Annotated in this window: 10 protein-coding genes; all 10 read left to right on the top strand. The window is 72.9% G+C overall.

All coding sequences use genetic code 11. The annotated features are described in order from the left end of the window. The first annotated feature begins 64 nt into the window (after positions 1 to 64). The 10 genes from ABZK10_RS15610 to ABZK10_RS15565 all read left to right on the top strand — a co-directional run bounded on the left by ABZK10_RS15610 (position 65) and on the right by ABZK10_RS15565 (position 16,499). The gene (locus ABZK10_RS15610; protein ID WP_353810205.1) at positions 65 to 5,371 is read left to right on the top strand and encodes an Ig-like domain-containing protein; all 5,307 of its coding nucleotides are present in this window, start codon (positions 65 to 67) and stop codon (positions 5,369 to 5,371) included. Positions 5,372 to 5,393: 22 nt separating this feature from the next. Beyond that, positions 5,394 to 6,362: an AAA family ATPase gene (locus tag ABZK10_RS15605; protein ID WP_353810204.1), complete on the top strand. Its 969-nt coding sequence runs from the start codon at positions 5,394 to 5,396 to the stop codon at positions 6,360 to 6,362. After that, positions 6,359 to 7,654 (top strand): DUF58 domain-containing protein, encoded by a 1,296-nt coding sequence (locus ABZK10_RS15600; RefSeq protein WP_353810203.1) that lies wholly within the window; start codon positions 6,359 to 6,361, stop codon positions 7,652 to 7,654. The genes ABZK10_RS15605 and ABZK10_RS15600 overlap by 4 nt, the downstream gene beginning before the upstream one ends. Beyond that, positions 7,651 to 10,008 carry a transglutaminase domain-containing protein gene (locus ABZK10_RS15595; RefSeq protein WP_353810202.1) on the top strand — a complete coding sequence of 786 codons (2,358 nt, stop codon included), beginning with the start codon at positions 7,651 to 7,653 and terminating at the stop codon, positions 10,006 to 10,008. The genes ABZK10_RS15600 and ABZK10_RS15595 overlap by 4 nt, the downstream gene beginning before the upstream one ends. 111 nt (positions 10,009 to 10,119) lie before the next feature. Next, a complete protein-coding gene (leuC, locus tag ABZK10_RS15590) occupies positions 10,120 to 11,562 on the top strand; it encodes a 3-isopropylmalate dehydratase large subunit (protein WP_353810201.1) in 1,443 nt (480 codons plus the stop codon). Positions 11,563 to 11,565: 3 nt separating this feature from the next. Beyond that, on the top strand, positions 11,566 to 12,186 hold the full coding sequence (gene leuD / locus ABZK10_RS15585) for a 3-isopropylmalate dehydratase small subunit (RefSeq protein ID WP_353810200.1): 621 nt from the start codon (positions 11,566 to 11,568) through the stop codon (positions 12,184 to 12,186). Next, positions 12,183 to 13,553 carry a UDP-N-acetylglucosamine 1-carboxyvinyltransferase gene (gene murA, locus ABZK10_RS15580; protein WP_353810199.1) on the top strand — a complete coding sequence of 457 codons (1,371 nt, stop codon included), beginning with the start codon at positions 12,183 to 12,185 and terminating at the stop codon, positions 13,551 to 13,553. The genes leuD and murA overlap by 4 nt, the downstream gene beginning before the upstream one ends. A 148-nt stretch (positions 13,554 to 13,701) precedes the next feature. Further along, entirely contained in the window at positions 13,702 to 14,373 is a 672-nt protein-coding gene (locus ABZK10_RS15575) for a lysophospholipid acyltransferase family protein (RefSeq protein ID WP_353810563.1), read from the top strand. After that, entirely contained in the window at positions 14,366 to 15,508 is a 1,143-nt protein-coding gene (locus ABZK10_RS15570; protein WP_353810198.1) for an NAD(P)H-dependent glycerol-3-phosphate dehydrogenase, read from the top strand. The genes ABZK10_RS15575 and ABZK10_RS15570 overlap by 8 nt, the downstream gene beginning before the upstream one ends. Continuing rightward, on the top strand, positions 15,408 to 16,499 hold the full coding sequence (locus ABZK10_RS15565) for a D-alanine--D-alanine ligase family protein (protein WP_353810197.1): 1,092 nt from the start codon (positions 15,408 to 15,410) through the stop codon (positions 16,497 to 16,499). The genes ABZK10_RS15570 and ABZK10_RS15565 overlap by 101 nt, the downstream gene beginning before the upstream one ends. The last annotated feature ends 32 nt before the right edge of the window (positions 16,500 to 16,531 follow it).

Below are 16,531 nucleotides of genomic sequence, written 5' to 3'. Positions count from 1 at the left end.
GCGTGCGCGGCGCGGGTGCGTGCCGGCGCGCGACACGACCGGAGAGAGGACCGAGGACGCACGCATGACGATCACCTCCTGGCTCCGTGCGCGTCGCGGCACGGCCACGACGGTGATCCTCTCGGTGCTCGCCAGCGGCACCCTGGGCGCGGCGGTCCTGCACCGCGGATTCCCCGTCGCCGACGTCGACCTGACGGCACGCGAGGTCTGGGTCACGAACGGCGAGCAGCTCCTCGCGGGGCGGCTGAACCGCCAGATCGAGGAACTGGACGGCGCGGTGAACGCCGCCTCGAACGCGTTCGACGTGCTGCAGGACGGCGAGGACGTCTTCCTCTACGACGAGTCCGTCGGCGCCGTCGAGCGGGTCGACCCGGCATTCACGACGCTCGGCCAGCGGGTCGACGTGCCGCCCGGCTCGCAGGTGCGGTTCGGCGGGCGCACGCTCGCGGTGCTGTCGCCCGCGGGAGAGCTGTGGGTGACGGATGCCGCGGGCGACCTCGCGCTCTCGACCGCCGACGCCGAACCGGTGGCCGCGCTCGGCGAGGGCGCCCGTGTGGTCGTGTCCCGCGACGGCACCGTGTTCGCGACCTCGCCGGAGCAGCGCACGCTGGTGCGCATCGACCAGGGCGACGCGGAGGCGTCGGCGACGCGGCTGCCCGCCCTGGGCGACCACGAGCTCACCGCCGTCGGCGACGTGCCGGTCGTGCTCGACCGCGACGCCAACGCGATCGTCGTCGACGGCGCGGCGCGCGCGCTCGACGAGACCGCGCTCCGCATCCAGCAGCCCGGCGACGCCGACGACGGCGTCCTGGTCGCGACCACGACCGGCCTCGTCGACGTGCCGCTCGACGGCGGGGCGGCGACGGCCCTCGACGCCGGCCTCGACGTGCCCGCGTCGACGCCTGCGGAGGCGTCCGCTCCGGTGCGACTCGACGGGTGCGCCCACGGGGCGTGGGCCCTCGCGCAGGCCTACCTGTTCGCCTGCGACGGCGGCGAGGCGGAGCGATACCGCATCGAGCAGCCGACGGCGGGATCGGAGCTCGAGTTCCGCCGCAACCGCGACGTGCTCGCCCTGAACAACCTCTCGAACGGCGACACCTGGCTGGTCGACGCCGACATGCGCCTCGTCGACAACTGGGACGAGGTGACCCCGCCGGTCGAGTACGACGACGAGGTGGGCGACGAGAAGAGCTCGACGCAGTCCTTCGAGGACACCCTCGCCGAACGCACCGACGTGAACCGTCCGCCGACCGCGCGCGACGACGAGCTGGGCGTGCGGCCGGGCCGCGCGACGATCCTCGAGGTGCTCGAGAACGACACCGATCCCGACGGCGACGTGCTGACGATCTCGGGCACGAGCGAGATCCCCGAATCGGCGGGCCGGCTCGAGTTCGTCGACGGCGCCCGCGCGCTGCAGTTCACCCCGGCGCCGGGCGCGTCGGGCACGGTGTCGTTCCGGTACACGGTCGACGACGGCCGGCTCGGCGTGGCCGAGGCGCAGGTCGACCTCGCCGTGCGGCCGTTCGGCGAGAACCTGCCGCCCGTCGCGCACCGCGAGGCGGCCGTGAGCGTCGAGCAGGGCCGCTCGATCACCTACAACGTGCTCGGCGACTGGAACGACCCCGACGGCGACGACCTGTTCCTAGTGAACGCGTCCCCGACCAGCGGCGACGCGGTGCGGTTCGGCCCCGACGGGTACGTGACCTTCGTGCACCGCACCGGCGAGATCGGCCTGAAGGAGGTGCAGTTCGTCGTCTCCGACGGCACCGCGACGGCGACCGGCACGCTCACGGTCGACGTGCGGCCGACGGGCAGCCTGAACCCCGTGGGCACGCCCGACCACGCGCAGGTGTTCGCCGGCGAGCAGGTGCTGCTCGAACCCCTCGCCAACGACCTCAGCCCGTCGGGCTCTCCGCTCTCGCTGCTCGGCGTCGCGGAGGTCGACGGCGCCGACGTGGTGGCCAACACCGAGCTCGGCACCGTGGCCTTCTCGGCGAACGAGGTCGGCAGCCACCTGTTCACGTACGACCTCGCGGCGGGCGACGCGGTGAGCGTGGGGCTCATCCGCGTCGACGTGCTCGAGCAGCCGGAGGCGCAGCTGCCGCCGATCGCCGTGACCGACACCGCGTACCTCCGTGCGGGCGAGCCCACGACGGTGGCCGTGCTGGCGAACGACAGCTCGCCGAACGGCCGCGTGCTGGCCGTGGAGTCCGTCGACCTCGGCGAGGTCGGCGACCTCGTGACGGTCGAGCTGCTGGGCAACGCGGTGCTCCGCATCACGGCGTCGGAGGCCGTCACCGAGCCCCTCCAGTTCGGCTACACGGTCTCCGACGGGGCCGCGTCCGCCGAGGCATCCGTCGCCGTCGTGCCGGTGCCGCCGCTGGTCACGCACCAGCCGCCGGTGGCCGTGCCCGACAGCGCCACCGTGCGCGCGGGCGACATCGCGACCGTCGCGGTGACCGACAACGACGTGCACCCCGACTCGGCGCCGTTCCACGTGGCGGCGGAACTCGCCGAGACGTCCGACGCCGGGGGCCTCGCGTTCGTCACGGGCGACACCGTGCGCTACCAGGCCCCCGACGAGCCCGGCACGCACCGGGTCTGGTACACGATCGAGGACGAGTTCGGCGAGACGGCCACGACCTCGGTGACGTTCACGGTGACCCCCGGTGGCGACAGCAGCGCGCCGATCCCGTCGCCGCTGACCGCGCGCACGTTCGCCGGGTCGACCGTCGAGGTCGAGGTGCCGCTCGACGGCATCGACCCCGACGGCGACTCGGTGCTGCTGCGCGGCGTGACCTCGCCGCCGTCGCTCGGCCGGGTCGTCGACTCGACCAGCACGAGCTTCACCTACGAGGCGTTCGCGGGCTCCACCGGCACCGACGCGTTCGACTACGAGATCGTCGACACCTCCGGCGCGGTCGCGACCGGCACGGTGCGCATCGGCGTCATCGGGCGGCCCGACGTGACCCCGCCGCCGAACGCGGTCGACGACGTCGTGGAGCTGCGACCCGGTCGCACCGCGTCGATCGACGTGCTCGCGAACGACTCCGACCCGAGCGGGTACCCGATCCGCGTCGACGAGCAGCTGGCGAACGTCGACCCGGCACTCGAGGCCGAGGTGCGGGCGAACCGCGTCGTCGTCACCGCTGGCGAGCAGGAGGGCGGCTTCTCGCTGCGCTACGAGGTCACCAACGGCCACGGCGGCGCCGACGCGGCGTACGTGCAGGTGAAGGTGAGCGAGGACGCCCGCATCGAACCGCCGTCGGCCGAGGACCAGGTGATCGAGCCGGAGCAGGTGCTCGACGTCGACACCGTCACCGTGCACCCGCTCGACGATGCGCAGAACCCCGGCGGACTCGTGGACGACCTCGTCGTGACCCTCGAGGGGCCGAACGCGGGCAGCGGCACGGTGCTGCCGAACGGCGCGATCCGGGTGACGCCGACCGACCGGCGGCAGGCCGTGGCGTACCGGCTCACGAACGAGATCGACGACCTGTCGGCCATGGCGTTCGTGATCGTGCCGCCGGTGCCCGACCCCGACGCCCTCGCCGCCGAGGACGAACCGGAGGAGGAGCAGTTCCCGCTGCCGTACCTCGCCGACATCGGCGAGCAGTTCGTGCGCATGAACGGCAGCATCTCGTGGAGCCTGGGCGACGTGGTCGTCGTGCCGAGCGGCCGGCCCGTCGAGGTGCTGTCGGCCGAGGCGACGAACGCGGCCGCCGGGCCGGTGCTCGTCGATCCCGCGACGCTCGCCTACGCGCCTGCGCCCGACTACCGCGGGCAGGCGTCGGTCACGTTCCGCGTGACGGATGCGGCCGGCACCGACGCCCAGGACGAGCGCACCGCGTTCCTCACGATCCCGGTCACGGTCGGCGCCGCCGACTTCACCGACGTGCCGCCGACCTTCACCCCGCGCACGGTGGAGATCGAGGCGGGGGAGGAGCCCGTGCAGGTCGACCTGCGCGACTCCAGCGCGCATCCGAACCCCGACGTGCTGGCGCGCCTCGGGTACGGCGGCCTCTCGGGCGCGACCGACGAGGTCACCGCGCAGCTCGACGGCAGCATCCTCACCCTCGCGGCACCGCTCGGCGTGCAGCCGGGCGCGGCCGCGACGATCTCGTTCACGGTCGGCTACGACGAGTTCCAGGTGCCGGGTTCGGTCGACGTCATCGTCGTGTCGTCGTCGCGCCCGAAGCCGGAGGCCGTCGACGACCAGGTCGAGATGACCCGCTCGCAGGGTCGCCAGGTCGACGTGCTCGCCAACGACTTCAATCCCTTCGCCCCGGAGCCGCTGCGCATCGTCGATGCGCAGATCGACCAGGCGAGCGTCGGCAGCAACGCCTCCGCGACGTTCACCGAGTCGAGCGTGCAGGTGACGACCGGCGCGTCGTTCACCGGCACGCTGAGCGTCGTCTACCGCATCCAGGACGCCACGGGCGACCCCGCGCGCGAGACGCAGGGGCGCCTGACGGTCGTCGTGCGCGACGCGCCCGACGCCCCGGCGGCGCCCACCGCCGCACCGGGCGACGGCGGCGCGACCGTGCGCTGGCAGGCCCCGGCGACGAACAACTCCCCGATCACGGGCTACACCCTGCACTGGACCGGCGGCGGGTCGAAGGCGTTCGGCGCGGGTGCGGCAGGCACGGACCAGGCGATCGGCGGCCTGTCGAACGGCTCGTCGTACCAGTTCTGGGTGACCGCGACGAACGCGATCGGCACGTCCGCCGCGTCGCCCAAGAGCACCGCCGTCGTACCCTTCGGCGTGCCGACCGCGCCGCGCAACGTCACGCTCACCGCGTCCGACACCGGCAACGGCCGCCTCAACATGTCGTGGGCGGCACCGGCCGACAACGGCGGCCGCGCCGTCACGGAGTACCGCTGGCGGTTCACCGAGGGGTCCGGCGCCTCCGGCACCACCACGAGCCGCAGCGACGCCATCACGGGCAGCAACGGCACCCGCTACCGCTACGAGGTGCGCGCGTGCAACGCGCGCGGCTGCGGTCCGTGGGCGGCCTCGAACCGCGACACGCCGACGGCTCCGCCGCCGCCCGAACCCGGCGGCACGATCTTCAAGGGCAGCATCTCGCCCACGTCGTGCTCGGGCTGCCGGTACGTCGGCATCGACTACCACGACTTCCCGTCCGGGTCGTACCGCATCACGACGTTCATCAACGGCAGCAACGGCGGACTCACCGAGAACACCTACTCGATGGGCACGAACGGCTCGATCGTGATCTGGAACAGCCTGGGCATCCGCAACGACGACCGCATCCAGGTGCGCTTCACGCGCGTCGGCAACGGCGCCGTGTACTGGTCGGACCCCATCACCAACTGGGACTCGCTCCCCGCTCGCGGGGGCACCCCGTGACGAACCACCCCGAGGAGATCGCATGACCGTGACGCAGGAACAGGCCGACTGGTTCCACGACGCCTTCACCCGCCTGGTCGGCAACGTCGACCGGGCGATCATGGGCAAGCGCGACGTGATCCGGCTCGTCGTGGCGGCGATGCTCACCGAGGGCCACGTCCTGCTCGAGGACGTCCCCGGCACGGGCAAGACGCAGCTCGCGAAGGCGCTGGCGAACACCCTCGACGGGTCGAGCTCGCGCATCCAGTTCACGCCCGACCTGCTGCCGTCCGACGTGACCGGCGTCACGATCTACGACCAGCACAAGGGCGCGTTCGAGTTCCACCGCGGCCCGATCTTCGCGTCGGTCGTGCTCGCCGACGAGATCAACCGCGCCAGCCCGAAGACCCAGTCGGCGCTGCTCGAGGTGATGGAGGAGGGACGCGTCACCGTCGACGGCGTCGCCCACGACGTGGGGCGGCCGTTCATGGTCATCGCCACCCAGAACCCCGTGGAGCAGGCGGGCACGTACACGCTGCCCGAGGCGCAGCTCGACCGCTTCCTCATCAAGACCTCGCTCGGCTACCCCGACCACCAGACGGCGGTCGCGCTGCTGCTCGACGCGTCGAACCGCTCGCGCTCGGAGGGGGTGTCGCCGCTCATCGCGCCCGCCTCGATCACGGCGATGGCGGAGCTCGCGTCGCAGGTGCACGTCGATGCCGCGGTGGTGGACTACCTGCACCGCATCGTCGCGGCCACCCGCGCGCACGCCGACACCACCCTCGGGGTCTCGATGCGCGGCGCGCTCGCGCTCGCTCGCGCCGTCAAGACGTGGGCGATCTCGCAGGGCCGCACCTACGCGACACCCGACGACGTGCGCGAGCTGGCGGAGCCCGTGCTGGCGCACCGCATCATCGTCGACCCCGAGTCCGCGTTCCGCGGGGCGACCGCCGAGCAGGTCGTGGGCGGATGCCTCGCCGAGGTCGACCCGCCCGCCTACCGCGCGGCATGACGCCGACCGGTCCCGCCGGCGCGCCGCGCGGGCGCGTCTCCGCCTGGCGGGGCGCCGCCACGGGCATCCGCTCCGGCCTCGCGAACGGCTCCCGCATCGCGGGTGCCGTGCTGGCGCGCGCCCGCGACGCGGTGGCACCGGTGACGGGGGTCGTGACCGCGACCGGCGGCCTGGTGCTCGCCGCAGCGGCCCTCTCGTTCGTGCTCGCGGGCGTGTTCGGCTGGATCGAGTTCACCTTCCTCGGCGCCACGCTGCTCGCCGCCGTCCTGATCGCGATCGCGTTCGTCTTCGGCCGTGCGCAGTACCGGGTCGGCATCGCGCTCGAGCCGATCCGGGTGGTCGCGGGGGAGCGGGCGATGGGGCGGATGCTGGTGGCCAACGTCGCGGCGCGTCCCGCGAGCCCGGCGCGCATGGAGCTGCCCGTGGGCGCCGGCGCGGCGGAGTTCGCCCTTCCGTCGCTCGCGCCCGGCGCCGAGCACGAGGAACTGTTCGCGGTGCCGACCGCGCGACGCGCGGTCATTCCGGCGGGGCCGGCCATCTCGGTGCGCGGTGACCAGCTCGGGCTCCTGCGCCGCACGGTGCGCTGGACCGAGGTGATCGAGCTCTTCGTGCACCCGGTCACGGTGCGGCTCCAGCCGTCGGCCGCAGGGCTCGTGCGCGACCTCGAGGGCGAGGTGACCCGCGTGGTCACCGACAACGACATCTCGTTCCACGCGCTCCGCGCATACGAGCCCGGCGACCCGCTGCGCAACGTGCACTGGCGCACGACGGCCCGTACGGGCACGCTCATGGTGCGCCAGTTCGAGGAGACGCGGCGCAGCGAGCTGATCATCGTGCACTCGACGGACGCCGCCGACTACGCCTCCGACGACGAGTTCGAGCTCGGCGTCTCGATCATGGCGTCGCTCGGGGTGCAGGTCGTGCGCGACGGCACGACGATGCACGTCGTCACCGACGAACTGCGGCTGCGCACCGCCACGCCCACCGCGCTGCTCGACGACTGCGCCCGCGTCGAGCCGGTGTCGGGCGTGCACGCGGGCCTGCGCGACCTCGCCCGCGCGCAGACCTCGCGACTGGCCGCGCCGAGCGTCGTGCTGATGATCGCGGGCTCGCGCCTGCCGGTCTCGGAGTTCCGGAGCGTGCAGCGCCTGTTCGGCACGGACACGCAGACGCTCGCATTCCGGGCCGAGGAGGGCGCATCGGCGGGCATCCGCTCGGTCGGCGGGCTCACCGTGCTCACCGTCGGCCGGCTCGACGAGCTGCCGGGCGTCGTCCGGGAGGTGCGCGGATGACCGCCCGCCGCCTGCCCGCAGGAACGTGGGTCGACATCGTCGTCCCGGGCGTGCTCGCGGTGCTCGCCCTGCTCGGGTTCGCGACCGCGTTCGGCGACCGCGGCTACCTGCTGGCCGGCCTCGGCGGCCTCGTCGTCGGCACCGTCGCGGGCCTCGCGGCGCACCGCCTCGGCCTCGGCCTGCTGAACGCGGTGCTCGGCGGCATGCTGGCGTACGTCCTGTGCGGCAGCGCGCTCGCGATGCCCGAGCAGGCGCTCTGGTTCGTCCTGCCGACGCCGGAGACCCTCGCCGGCCTCGCCGTCGGCGCCGTCTGGGGCTGGGCGGACATCGTGACCCTGCGGGCGCCGGTCGAGGCGCCGGCGTACCTGACCGTCGTGCCGTACTTCGCGGGGTGGCTCGTCGGGCTCGTCGGCGCGCTCCTGGCGACGCGCCGGCTGCCCCGGCGACGCACCGCCCGGCGTGCGGCGCTGCTGCTCGCGGGCCCGGTGCTGCTCGTCGTCGCATCCATCCTGCTGGGCACCGACGAGACGTTCCTCGGGCCGCTCCGCGGCGTGCTCTTCGCGGCGATCGCGCTCGCCTGGCTCGGACGGCGACGGCGCGACCGGGTGGTGCCCGACGCATCGGCCGACCCCGCGGGCAGCCGCCGGCTGGCCCGATCGCGCGTCACGGGCACGATCGTGGTGGTGGTCGGCGCGGTCGCGGCGGGCGGCCTGGCGGCGACCCTGCTCGCTCCGGTGCAGCCCGAGCGCTACGTGCTCCGCGACGCGGTCGTCCCGCCGTTCGACCCGCTCGAGTTCGACAGCCCGCTCGCGGGCTTCCGCGCGTACACGAAGGACCTCGCCGAGACGCCGCTCTTCACGGTGGAGGGCCTCCGGGAGGGCGAGGTCGTGCGCCTCGCGTCGCTCGACACGTACGACGGCAGGCTCTGGAACGCGGCCGGCCCCGACGACGCCGGCGGTGCCGCAGGCTTCGCCCTGGTGGGCGGCGAGCTGCCCGATCCGTCGCTCGGCACGCCGTCGGCGGATGCGCACGAGGTGTCCGTGCGCATCACCGCGTACGACGACGTCTGGCTGCCGAGCGTGGGCCTGCCGTCGGGCCTCGTGCTCGAGGGCGCCGCGGCCGCGCGCGCCGACGAGCTCCGCTACGACGCCGAGTCCGCGACCGCCGTGCTCACGGGCGGCGTCGCCGCGGGCGACGCCTACGTGCTCGCGGTCCGCGACGCCGCCCTGCCCGACGACGCCGCGCTCGTCGACGTGCCGATCGCCCGCGCGCCGCTCCCGCCGGTCGACGCCGTGCCCGACGTGCTCGTGGCGCGCGCCGACCAGTACGTCGGCGACGCCGTCGCCCCCATCGAGCAGCTGCGCGCGATCGAGACGGGCCTGCGCACCGAGGGGTTCCTGAGCCACGGGCTCGCCTCCGACGCGGTCGCCTCGCGCGCCGGCCACGGCGCCGACCGCATGGTCGACCTCTTCACGCGCTCGCAGATGGTCGGCGACGAGGAGCAGTACGCCTCGGCGATGGCACTCATGGTGCGCCACCTCGGTTACCCGGCGCGGGTGGTCATGGGCTTCGCGCCCGGAGCGGCGGCGGATGCGGCGTCGGTCGACGTCGTGGGCGCCGACGTGACCGCGTGGGTGGAGGTGCCGTTCGAGGGCATCGGCTGGGTGCCGTTCCACCCGACGCCCGACGACACCGACGTGCCGCAGGAGCAGACGCCGCGACCGGCGGCCGAGCCGCAGCCGCAGGTGCGCCAGCCCCCGCGGGCGGAGGAGCGCGACGACGACCTGCTGAGCACCGTGGAGATCGACGACACCGACGACGAGGAGCGCGACGACCCGTTCGTCGTGCCGGCGTGGGTCTGGGTCGTCGTCGGCGTCGTCGGCGCGCCGCTGGTGCTGCTGCTGGTGCCGCTCGCCGTGGTGGCGCTGCTGAAGGCGCGTCGTCGGCGCCGCCGCCGCCGGCACCCGCTCGGCGATCGCCGCGCCGCCGGCGCCTGGGAAGAGCTCGCCGACGGGTACGCCGAGCTCGGGTACGACGTGCCGCGACGCGGCACCCGCACCCAGGTGGCGGCCGACCTCGCGGGCGCGGGCGCGCCCGACGCGGCCGCCCGGCTCGCCCCGATCGCGGCGGACGTGGACGCCGCCGTGTTCTCCGATGCACCGATCGACGATGCGCGCGTCCACGGCCTGTGGGCGCGCGCCGACGGCGAGCTGGACGCTGCCCGACGGGCATCCGGTCGGTCGGCCCGACTGCTCAGCCGCTATCGCATCCGATCCGGTCGCGACTGGAGCACGGTCGCCCGCTCCGGCCCGCAGGCGCCGCCGACGGGTCCCCGAGGCGGTGCTAGCCTGTAGTGGTGCAGCACGTTCGGCTTCTCCTTCGTTGCCGCGACGGGTCCTCGTCCTAAGGCCTTCCCCGTCGCGGAGTCCGTCGTCGGCTGACCATCCCCATCGAGGAAGACGAACATGACAGCAGCACCCCCCACCGAGTCGCGCCCGCGCACCCTGGCCGAGAAGGTCTGGGCCGCGCACCTGGTGCAGCAGGGCGAGGGCGACTCGCCCGACCTGATCTACATCGACCTGCACCTGGTGCACGAGGTCACCAGCCCGCAGGCCTTCGACGGGCTCCGCATGGCCGGCCGCCCCGTGCGCCGGCCCGACCTCACGATCGCGACCGAGGACCACAACACCCCGACGCTCGCGATCGACAAGCCCATCGCCGACCTCACGAGCCGCACCCAGATCGAGACCCTGCGCACGAACGCGAAGGAGTTCGGCATCCGCCTGCATTCGCTCGGCGACGTCGAGCAGGGCATCGTGCACGTCGTGGGTCCGCAGCTCGGCCTCACCATGCCGGGCATCACCGTCGTCTGCGGCGACTCGCACACCTCGACCCACGGCGCGTTCGGCGCCATGGCGTTCGGCATCGGCACGAGCGAGGTCGAGCACGTGCTGGCGACCCAGACCCTGCCGCTCAAGCCGTTCAAGACGATGGCGATCAACGTCGAGGGCACGCTGCGACCGGGCGTGACCGCCAAGGACATCATCCTCGCCGTCATCGCGAAGATCGGCACCGGCGGCGGCCAGGGCTACGTGCTCGAGTACCGCGGCAGTGCCATCCGCGCACTGTCGATGGACGGCCGCATGACGATCTGCAACATGTCGATCGAGGCCGGTGCGCGCGCCGGCATGGTCGCCCCCGACGAGACGACGTTCGCCTACCTCGAAGGTCGCGCCCACGCCCCGCGGGGCGAGGACTGGGACGCGGCGGTCGAGTACTGGAAGACCCTGCCGACCGACGAGGGCGCCCGGTTCGACGCCGAGGTGTTCATCGACGCGGACGCGCTCGAGCCGTTCGTCACCTGGGGCACCAACCCGGGCCAGGGCGTGTCGCTCAGCGATCGCGTGCCCGACCCGGCGTCGATCGCCGACCAGCACGACCGCGCCGCGGCCGAGCGCGCCCTGCAGTACATGGACCTCGAGGCGGGCACGCCGCTGAAGGACATCGCGGTCGACGCGGTGTTCATGGGCTCGTGCACGAACAGCCGCATCGAGGACCTGCGCGCCTTCGCGTCGATCATCCAGGGCCGAACGAAGGCCGACGGCGTGCGCGTCATGGTCGTGCCCGGCTCCGCCCGCGTGCGGCTCGAGGCCGAGGCCGAGGGGCTCGACAAGGTCTTCACCGACTTCGGCGCGGAGTGGCGCTTCGCGGGGTGCTCGATGTGCCTCGGCATGAACCCCGACCAGCTCGCGCCGGGGGAGCGCTGCGCGTCCACCTCCAACCGCAACTTCGAGGGCCGGCAGGGCAAGGGCGGGCGCACCCACCTCGTCTCGCCGCTCGTCGCGGCCGCCACGGCGGTGCGCGGCACGCTCTCGAGCCCGTGGGACCTCGAGCAGGAAGGGGCCTAGGCCATGGAGAAGTTCGACACCGTGATCGGCGTCGGCGTCCCGCTGCGGCGCTCCAACGTCGACACCGACCAGATCATCCCCGCCGTGTACCTGAAGCGGGTCACGAAGACCGGCTTCCACGACGCGCTCTTCGCCGAGTGGCGCAAGGACCCCGAGTTCGTGCTGCACCACCCGCACTACAAGGAGGGCAGCGTGCTGGTCGCCGGGCCCGACTTCGGCACCGGCTCCAGTCGCGAGCACGCCGTCTGGGCGCTGCGCGACTACGGGTTCAAGGTGGTCATCTCGTCGCGGTTCGGCGACATCTTCCGCGGCAACTCGGGCAAGCAGGGGCTGCTCGCCGCGCAGGTCGCGTACGAGGACATCGAGCGCATCTGGGAGGCCATCGAGGCCGAGCCGGGAATACCGGTGACGGTCGACCTCGTTGCCCGTACGGTGAGCGTCGCCGACCTCACCGTGCCCTTCGACATCGACGACTACACTCGGTGGCGACTGCTCGAGGGGCTCGACGACATCTCGTTGACCCTTCGGGACGAGGGGGCCATCGCCCGGTTCGAGGAGACTCGGCCGGCATGGAAGCCGAAGACGCTCCCAGCTCGGGAGCCGGCAGGATCAGGAACACCGTGAACACACTCGTGGACGACGCGAAGCAGCATGGCACGGCCGTCGGGCTCACCGGCGACCGGATCGAGATCGACGGGGGCAAGCCGCTCCGCGGGCGCATCGAGCTGAAGGGCGCCAAGAACCTCGTCACCAAGGCGATGGTCGCGGCCATCCTCGGCGACACGCCGAGCCTGCTGCGGAACGTGCCCGACATCTCCGACGTGCGCATCGTGCGCGGCCTCCTCGAGGTCCACGGCGTGCGCGTGCGCGAGGCGGAGGACGGCGACGGGCTGCTGCTCGACCCGGCCGACGTCGAGTCGGCGCACTTCGCCGACATCGACGCGCACGCCGGCTCCAGCCGCATCCCGATCCTCTTCTGCGGACCGCTGCTGCACCGCCTCGGCGAGGCGTTCATCCCCGACCTCGGCGGCTGCCGCATCGGCGACCGTCCGATCGACTACCACCTCGAGGTGCTGCGCAACTTCGGTGCGCTCGTCGAGAAGCTCCCGAGCGGCATCCGCATGTCGGCGCCCGACGGGCTGCGCGGCGCCAAGGTGTCGCTGCCGTACCCGAGCGTGGGCGCGACCGAGCAGGTGCTACTGACGGCCGTGCGCGCAGACGGCATCACCGAGCTCTCCGGTGCGGCGATCGAGCCCGAGATCATGGATCTCATCAACATCCTCCAGAAGATGGGCGCGATCATCTCGGTCGACACCGACCGGGTCATCCGCATCGAGGGGGTCGAGCGGCTCGACGGGTACACCCACCGCGCCCTCTTCGACCGCAACGAGGCGGCGAGCTGGGCCGCGGCCGCGCTCGCGACCGACGGCGACATCGTCGTCGGCGGCGCCCACCAGTCGGAGATGCTCACGTTCCTCAACGTCTTCCGCAAGGTCGGCGGCGCATTCGAGATCCAGGACGACGCGATCCGGTTCTACCACCCCGGCGGCGAGCTGAAGCCGGCGATCATCGAGACCGACGTGCACCCGGGCTTCATGACCGACTGGCAGCAGCCGCTGGTGGTCGCCCTGACGAAGGCCAACGGCGTCTCGATCGTGCACGAGACCGTCTACGAGCAGCGTTTCGGCTTCGTCGACGCGCTCGTCGAGATGGGCGCGTCCATCGAGGTGCACAAGGAGTGCCTCGGCGGCCTGCGCTGCCGCTTCGGCCAGCGCAACTTCAAGCACTCGGCGGTCATCTCCGGCCCCTCGCACCTGCGCGGCGCCGACATCGAGGTGCCCGACCTGCGCGGCGGGTTCAGCCACCTCATCGCCGCGCTGAGCGCCGAGGGCCGGTCGACGGTCAGCAACGTGGGCATCATCTCCCGCGGGTACGAGGACTTCATCGGCAAGCTGCGCCAGCTCGGCGCGGACTTCCGCCTGCTCGCCTAGCCACCGGGTGCGGGGGCCGGCATGCACCGTCAGGGATAATGGGTCGGTGCAACAGCAAGCGTCGACCCCCGACTCCGGTGCGAACGAGCGTTCGGAGCGCAGCAGGCCCTCGTTCTTCTGGCTGCTCGCCGGGCTCCTCCTCCCGCCGATGTCGGCGATGATGCGGCTCCGCTTCCACGGCGAGAAGCTGCCGGCCCAGGGCGCGTTCGTGCTCGCGCCGAACCACTACAGCGAGATCGACCCGGTCGTCATGGGCGTCGCCACCTGGCACCTCGGGCGGCTGCCGCGCTTCCTCGCGAAGGCGTCGCTGTTCACGGTGCCCGTGGTCGGCTGGTTCCTCCGCACCAGCGGCCAGATCCCCGTCGAGCGCGCGGGCTCCCGCAGCCATGCCGCGCTGCGCGCCGCCCAGGACCTGGTCGACAAGGGCCGCATGGTCATCGTCTACCCCGAGGGCTCCCTCACGCGCGATCCCGACCTCTGGCCGATGCGCGGCAAGACCGGCGCGGTGCGCCTCGCGCTCGAGCGCGGCATCCCGCTGATCCCCGTCGCCCACTGGGGCACGCAGGAGCTCATGCCGCGATACGGCAAGCGGCTGCACCCGTTCCCGCGCAAGACGATCCACGTCGCCGTCGGGAAGCCGCTCGACCTGTCCGCCTACGCCGAGGGCCCGCTCGACCAGGCGACGCTCACCGCGGCGACCGCCGTCGTGATGGACGAGATCGCCGAACTGCTCGCCGGCCTGCGCGGCGAGCCCGCGCCGGTCGCGCGCTGGGACCCGGCCGCGCACCGCCAGAACGAGACGGGGCGCTTCGATGGCTAGGGACCGACGCGCCTTCCGCCACCGCACCCGCGTCGCCGTGCTCGGCGCGGGGAACTGGGGCACGACCTTCGCCAAGATCCTCGCCGACGGCGGGGCCGACGTGATGCTCTGGGCCCGTCGCCCCGAGCTCGCGAAGGAGATCCAGGACGAGCACCGCAACTCCGCCTACCTGCCCGGCGTCGAGCTGCCGAACTCGCTGCGCGCGACGTCGCGCCTCGACCTCGCGCTCGCGGGCGCCGAGCACGTGTTCGTGTCGGTGCCAAGCCAGGCGCTGCGCGAGAACCTCGTCGCCGCCCAGCCCCACCTCGGCTCGCGCGCCACCGTGGTGTCGCTCATGAAGGGCGTCGAGAAGACCACCGGCCTGCGCATGAGCGAGGTCGTCGCCGACGTGCTGCGACTGCCCCCGGAGCAGATCGCCGTCATCTCCGGGCCGAACCTCGCGCTCGAGATCGCGAAGGAGCAGCCGACCGCCGCCGTCGTCTCCTCGGCGAGCCTGGAGACCGCGCAGGCGGTCGCCCGCATCGCGAGCAACCGCTACTTCCGCTCGTTCGTGAACACCGACGTGATCGGCACCGAGTTCGGCGGCGTGCTGAAGAACCTCATCGCCGTGGCGATCGGCATCGTCGACGGCGTCGGCTACGGCGAGAACACGAAGGCCTCGATCATCACGCGCGGGCTGGTCGAGATGACCGACTTCGCCGTGGCATCCGGTGCCCAGGCGGAGACGCTGTCGGGCCTCGCGGGACTGGGCGACCTCATCGCGACCTGTCAGTCGCCACTTTCCCGTAACAATACGGCCGGTAGGCTCCTCGGTCAGGGGTATCGGCTCGCCGACGTGGTCAAGCAGATGCAGCAGACCACGGAGGGTCTCGCCTCGGTCGGGCCGGTGCTCGAACTGGCGGCGGCGCGCGGCGTGGAGATGCCCATCGTCGAGCAGGTGCGCCAGGTGCTCGCGGGCGAACTCGAGCCCAAGGACATCGCGCCGCACCTGACGACCGACCCCGACGACGACCCGAAGGGCGAAAGGAACACGCATGGACAGGCGCAGGGTGGCGGTGCTCTTCGGAGGACGTTCCAGCGAGCACTCGATCAGCTGCGCGACGGCGGGAGGCGTGCTCCGGGCGATCGATCGTGACCGCTACGACGTGATCCCGGTGGGGATCACGCGGGACGGCGCGTTCGTGCTGGAGGCCGACGATCCCGACCGGTTCGCCCTCGACCCCGCCCACCTGCCCGAGGTGGTCGACAACGGCACCCGGGTGCGTTGGCCCGAGAGCACGTCGTCGCGCGAACTGCGGGTGACGGATGCCTCCGGCGAGCGTTCGCTCGGCGAGGTCGACGTCGTATTCCCGATCCTGCATGGGCGGTTCGGCGAGGACGGCACCGTGCAGGGCCTGCTCGAGCTGTGCGGTGTGCCGTACGTGGGCAACGGCGTGCTCGCGTCGGCCATCGCCATGGACAAGCACGTCGCGAAGACCGTGCTCGAGGGCGCCGGCATCCCGGTGGCGCCGTGGGTGACCGTGACCCGCGCCGCTCTCGCGGCCGATCGCGGACTGTGGGAGCGGCGCATCCGCGCGCTCGGGCTCCCGGCCTTCGTCAAGCCCGCGCGTGCCGGCTCGTCGGTGGGCGTGACGAAGGTCTCCGACTGGTCCGCGCTCGACGCGGCGCTCGACGTGGCGTTCGCGGAAGACCGCACCGTGCTGGTCGAGGAGGCGATGACCGGCCGCGAGATCGAGTGCGGCGTGCTCGAGGGCCGCGACGGGCAGCCGGCGCGCGTGAGCGTCGCGGGCGAGATCGTCGTCACCGGCCGCGAGTTCTACGACTTCGAGGCGAAGTACCTGGACGCGCCGGGCATCGACCTGGTCTGTCCCGCCGATCTCGGCGAGGGGGAGTCCGACGAGCTGCAGCGCGTGGCGCAGCGCGCGTTCGCGGCGATCGGCGGCGAGGGGCTCGCGCGCGTCGACGTGTTCCTGACCGGCGAGGGGTACGTCGTCAACGAGGTGAACACGATGCCCGGCTTCACGCCGATCTCGATGTTCCCGACCTGCTGGCAGCACACCGGCATGACCTACCCCGAGCTGATCACGGAGCTCATCGAGACCGGTGCGGAGCGCGGTCCGCGCTAGCCCCGCAGGACATGCCGGAGGTCACTCGACCC

The sequence above is a fragment of the Agromyces sp. SYSU T00194 genome, assembly GCF_040496035.1.
Classification (GTDB): Bacteria; Actinomycetota; Actinomycetes; order Actinomycetales; family Microbacteriaceae; genus Agromyces; species Agromyces chitinivorans.
The sequence above is the reverse complement of the archived record's forward strand: the minus strand, read 5'-3'. Positions and strand labels throughout refer to the sequence as shown.

Bases quoted from the DNA above. Each gene is read 5' to 3' on its own strand.
- ABZK10_RS15610 (WP_353810205.1), top strand. From the start codon at position 65: ATGACGATCACCTCCTGGCTCCGTGCGCGTCGCGGCACGGCCACGACG.
- ABZK10_RS15605 (WP_353810204.1), top strand. From the start codon at position 5,394: ATGACCGTGACGCAGGAACAGGCCGACTGGTTCCACGACGCCTTCACC.
- ABZK10_RS15600 (WP_353810203.1), top strand. From the start codon at position 6,359: ATGACGCCGACCGGTCCCGCCGGCGCGCCGCGCGGGCGCGTCTCCGCC.
- ABZK10_RS15595 (WP_353810202.1), top strand. From the start codon at position 7,651: ATGACCGCCCGCCGCCTGCCCGCAGGAACGTGGGTCGACATCGTCGTC.
- leuC (WP_353810201.1), top strand. From the start codon at position 10,120: ATGACAGCAGCACCCCCCACCGAGTCGCGCCCGCGCACCCTGGCCGAG.
- leuD (WP_353810200.1), top strand. From the start codon at position 11,566: ATGGAGAAGTTCGACACCGTGATCGGCGTCGGCGTCCCGCTGCGGCGC.
- ABZK10_RS15575 (WP_353810563.1), top strand. From the start codon at position 13,702: ATGTCGGCGATGATGCGGCTCCGCTTCCACGGCGAGAAGCTGCCGGCC.
- ABZK10_RS15570 (WP_353810198.1), top strand. From the start codon at position 14,366: ATGGCTAGGGACCGACGCGCCTTCCGCCACCGCACCCGCGTCGCCGTG.
- ABZK10_RS15565 (WP_353810197.1), top strand. From the start codon at position 15,408: ATGGACAGGCGCAGGGTGGCGGTGCTCTTCGGAGGACGTTCCAGCGAG.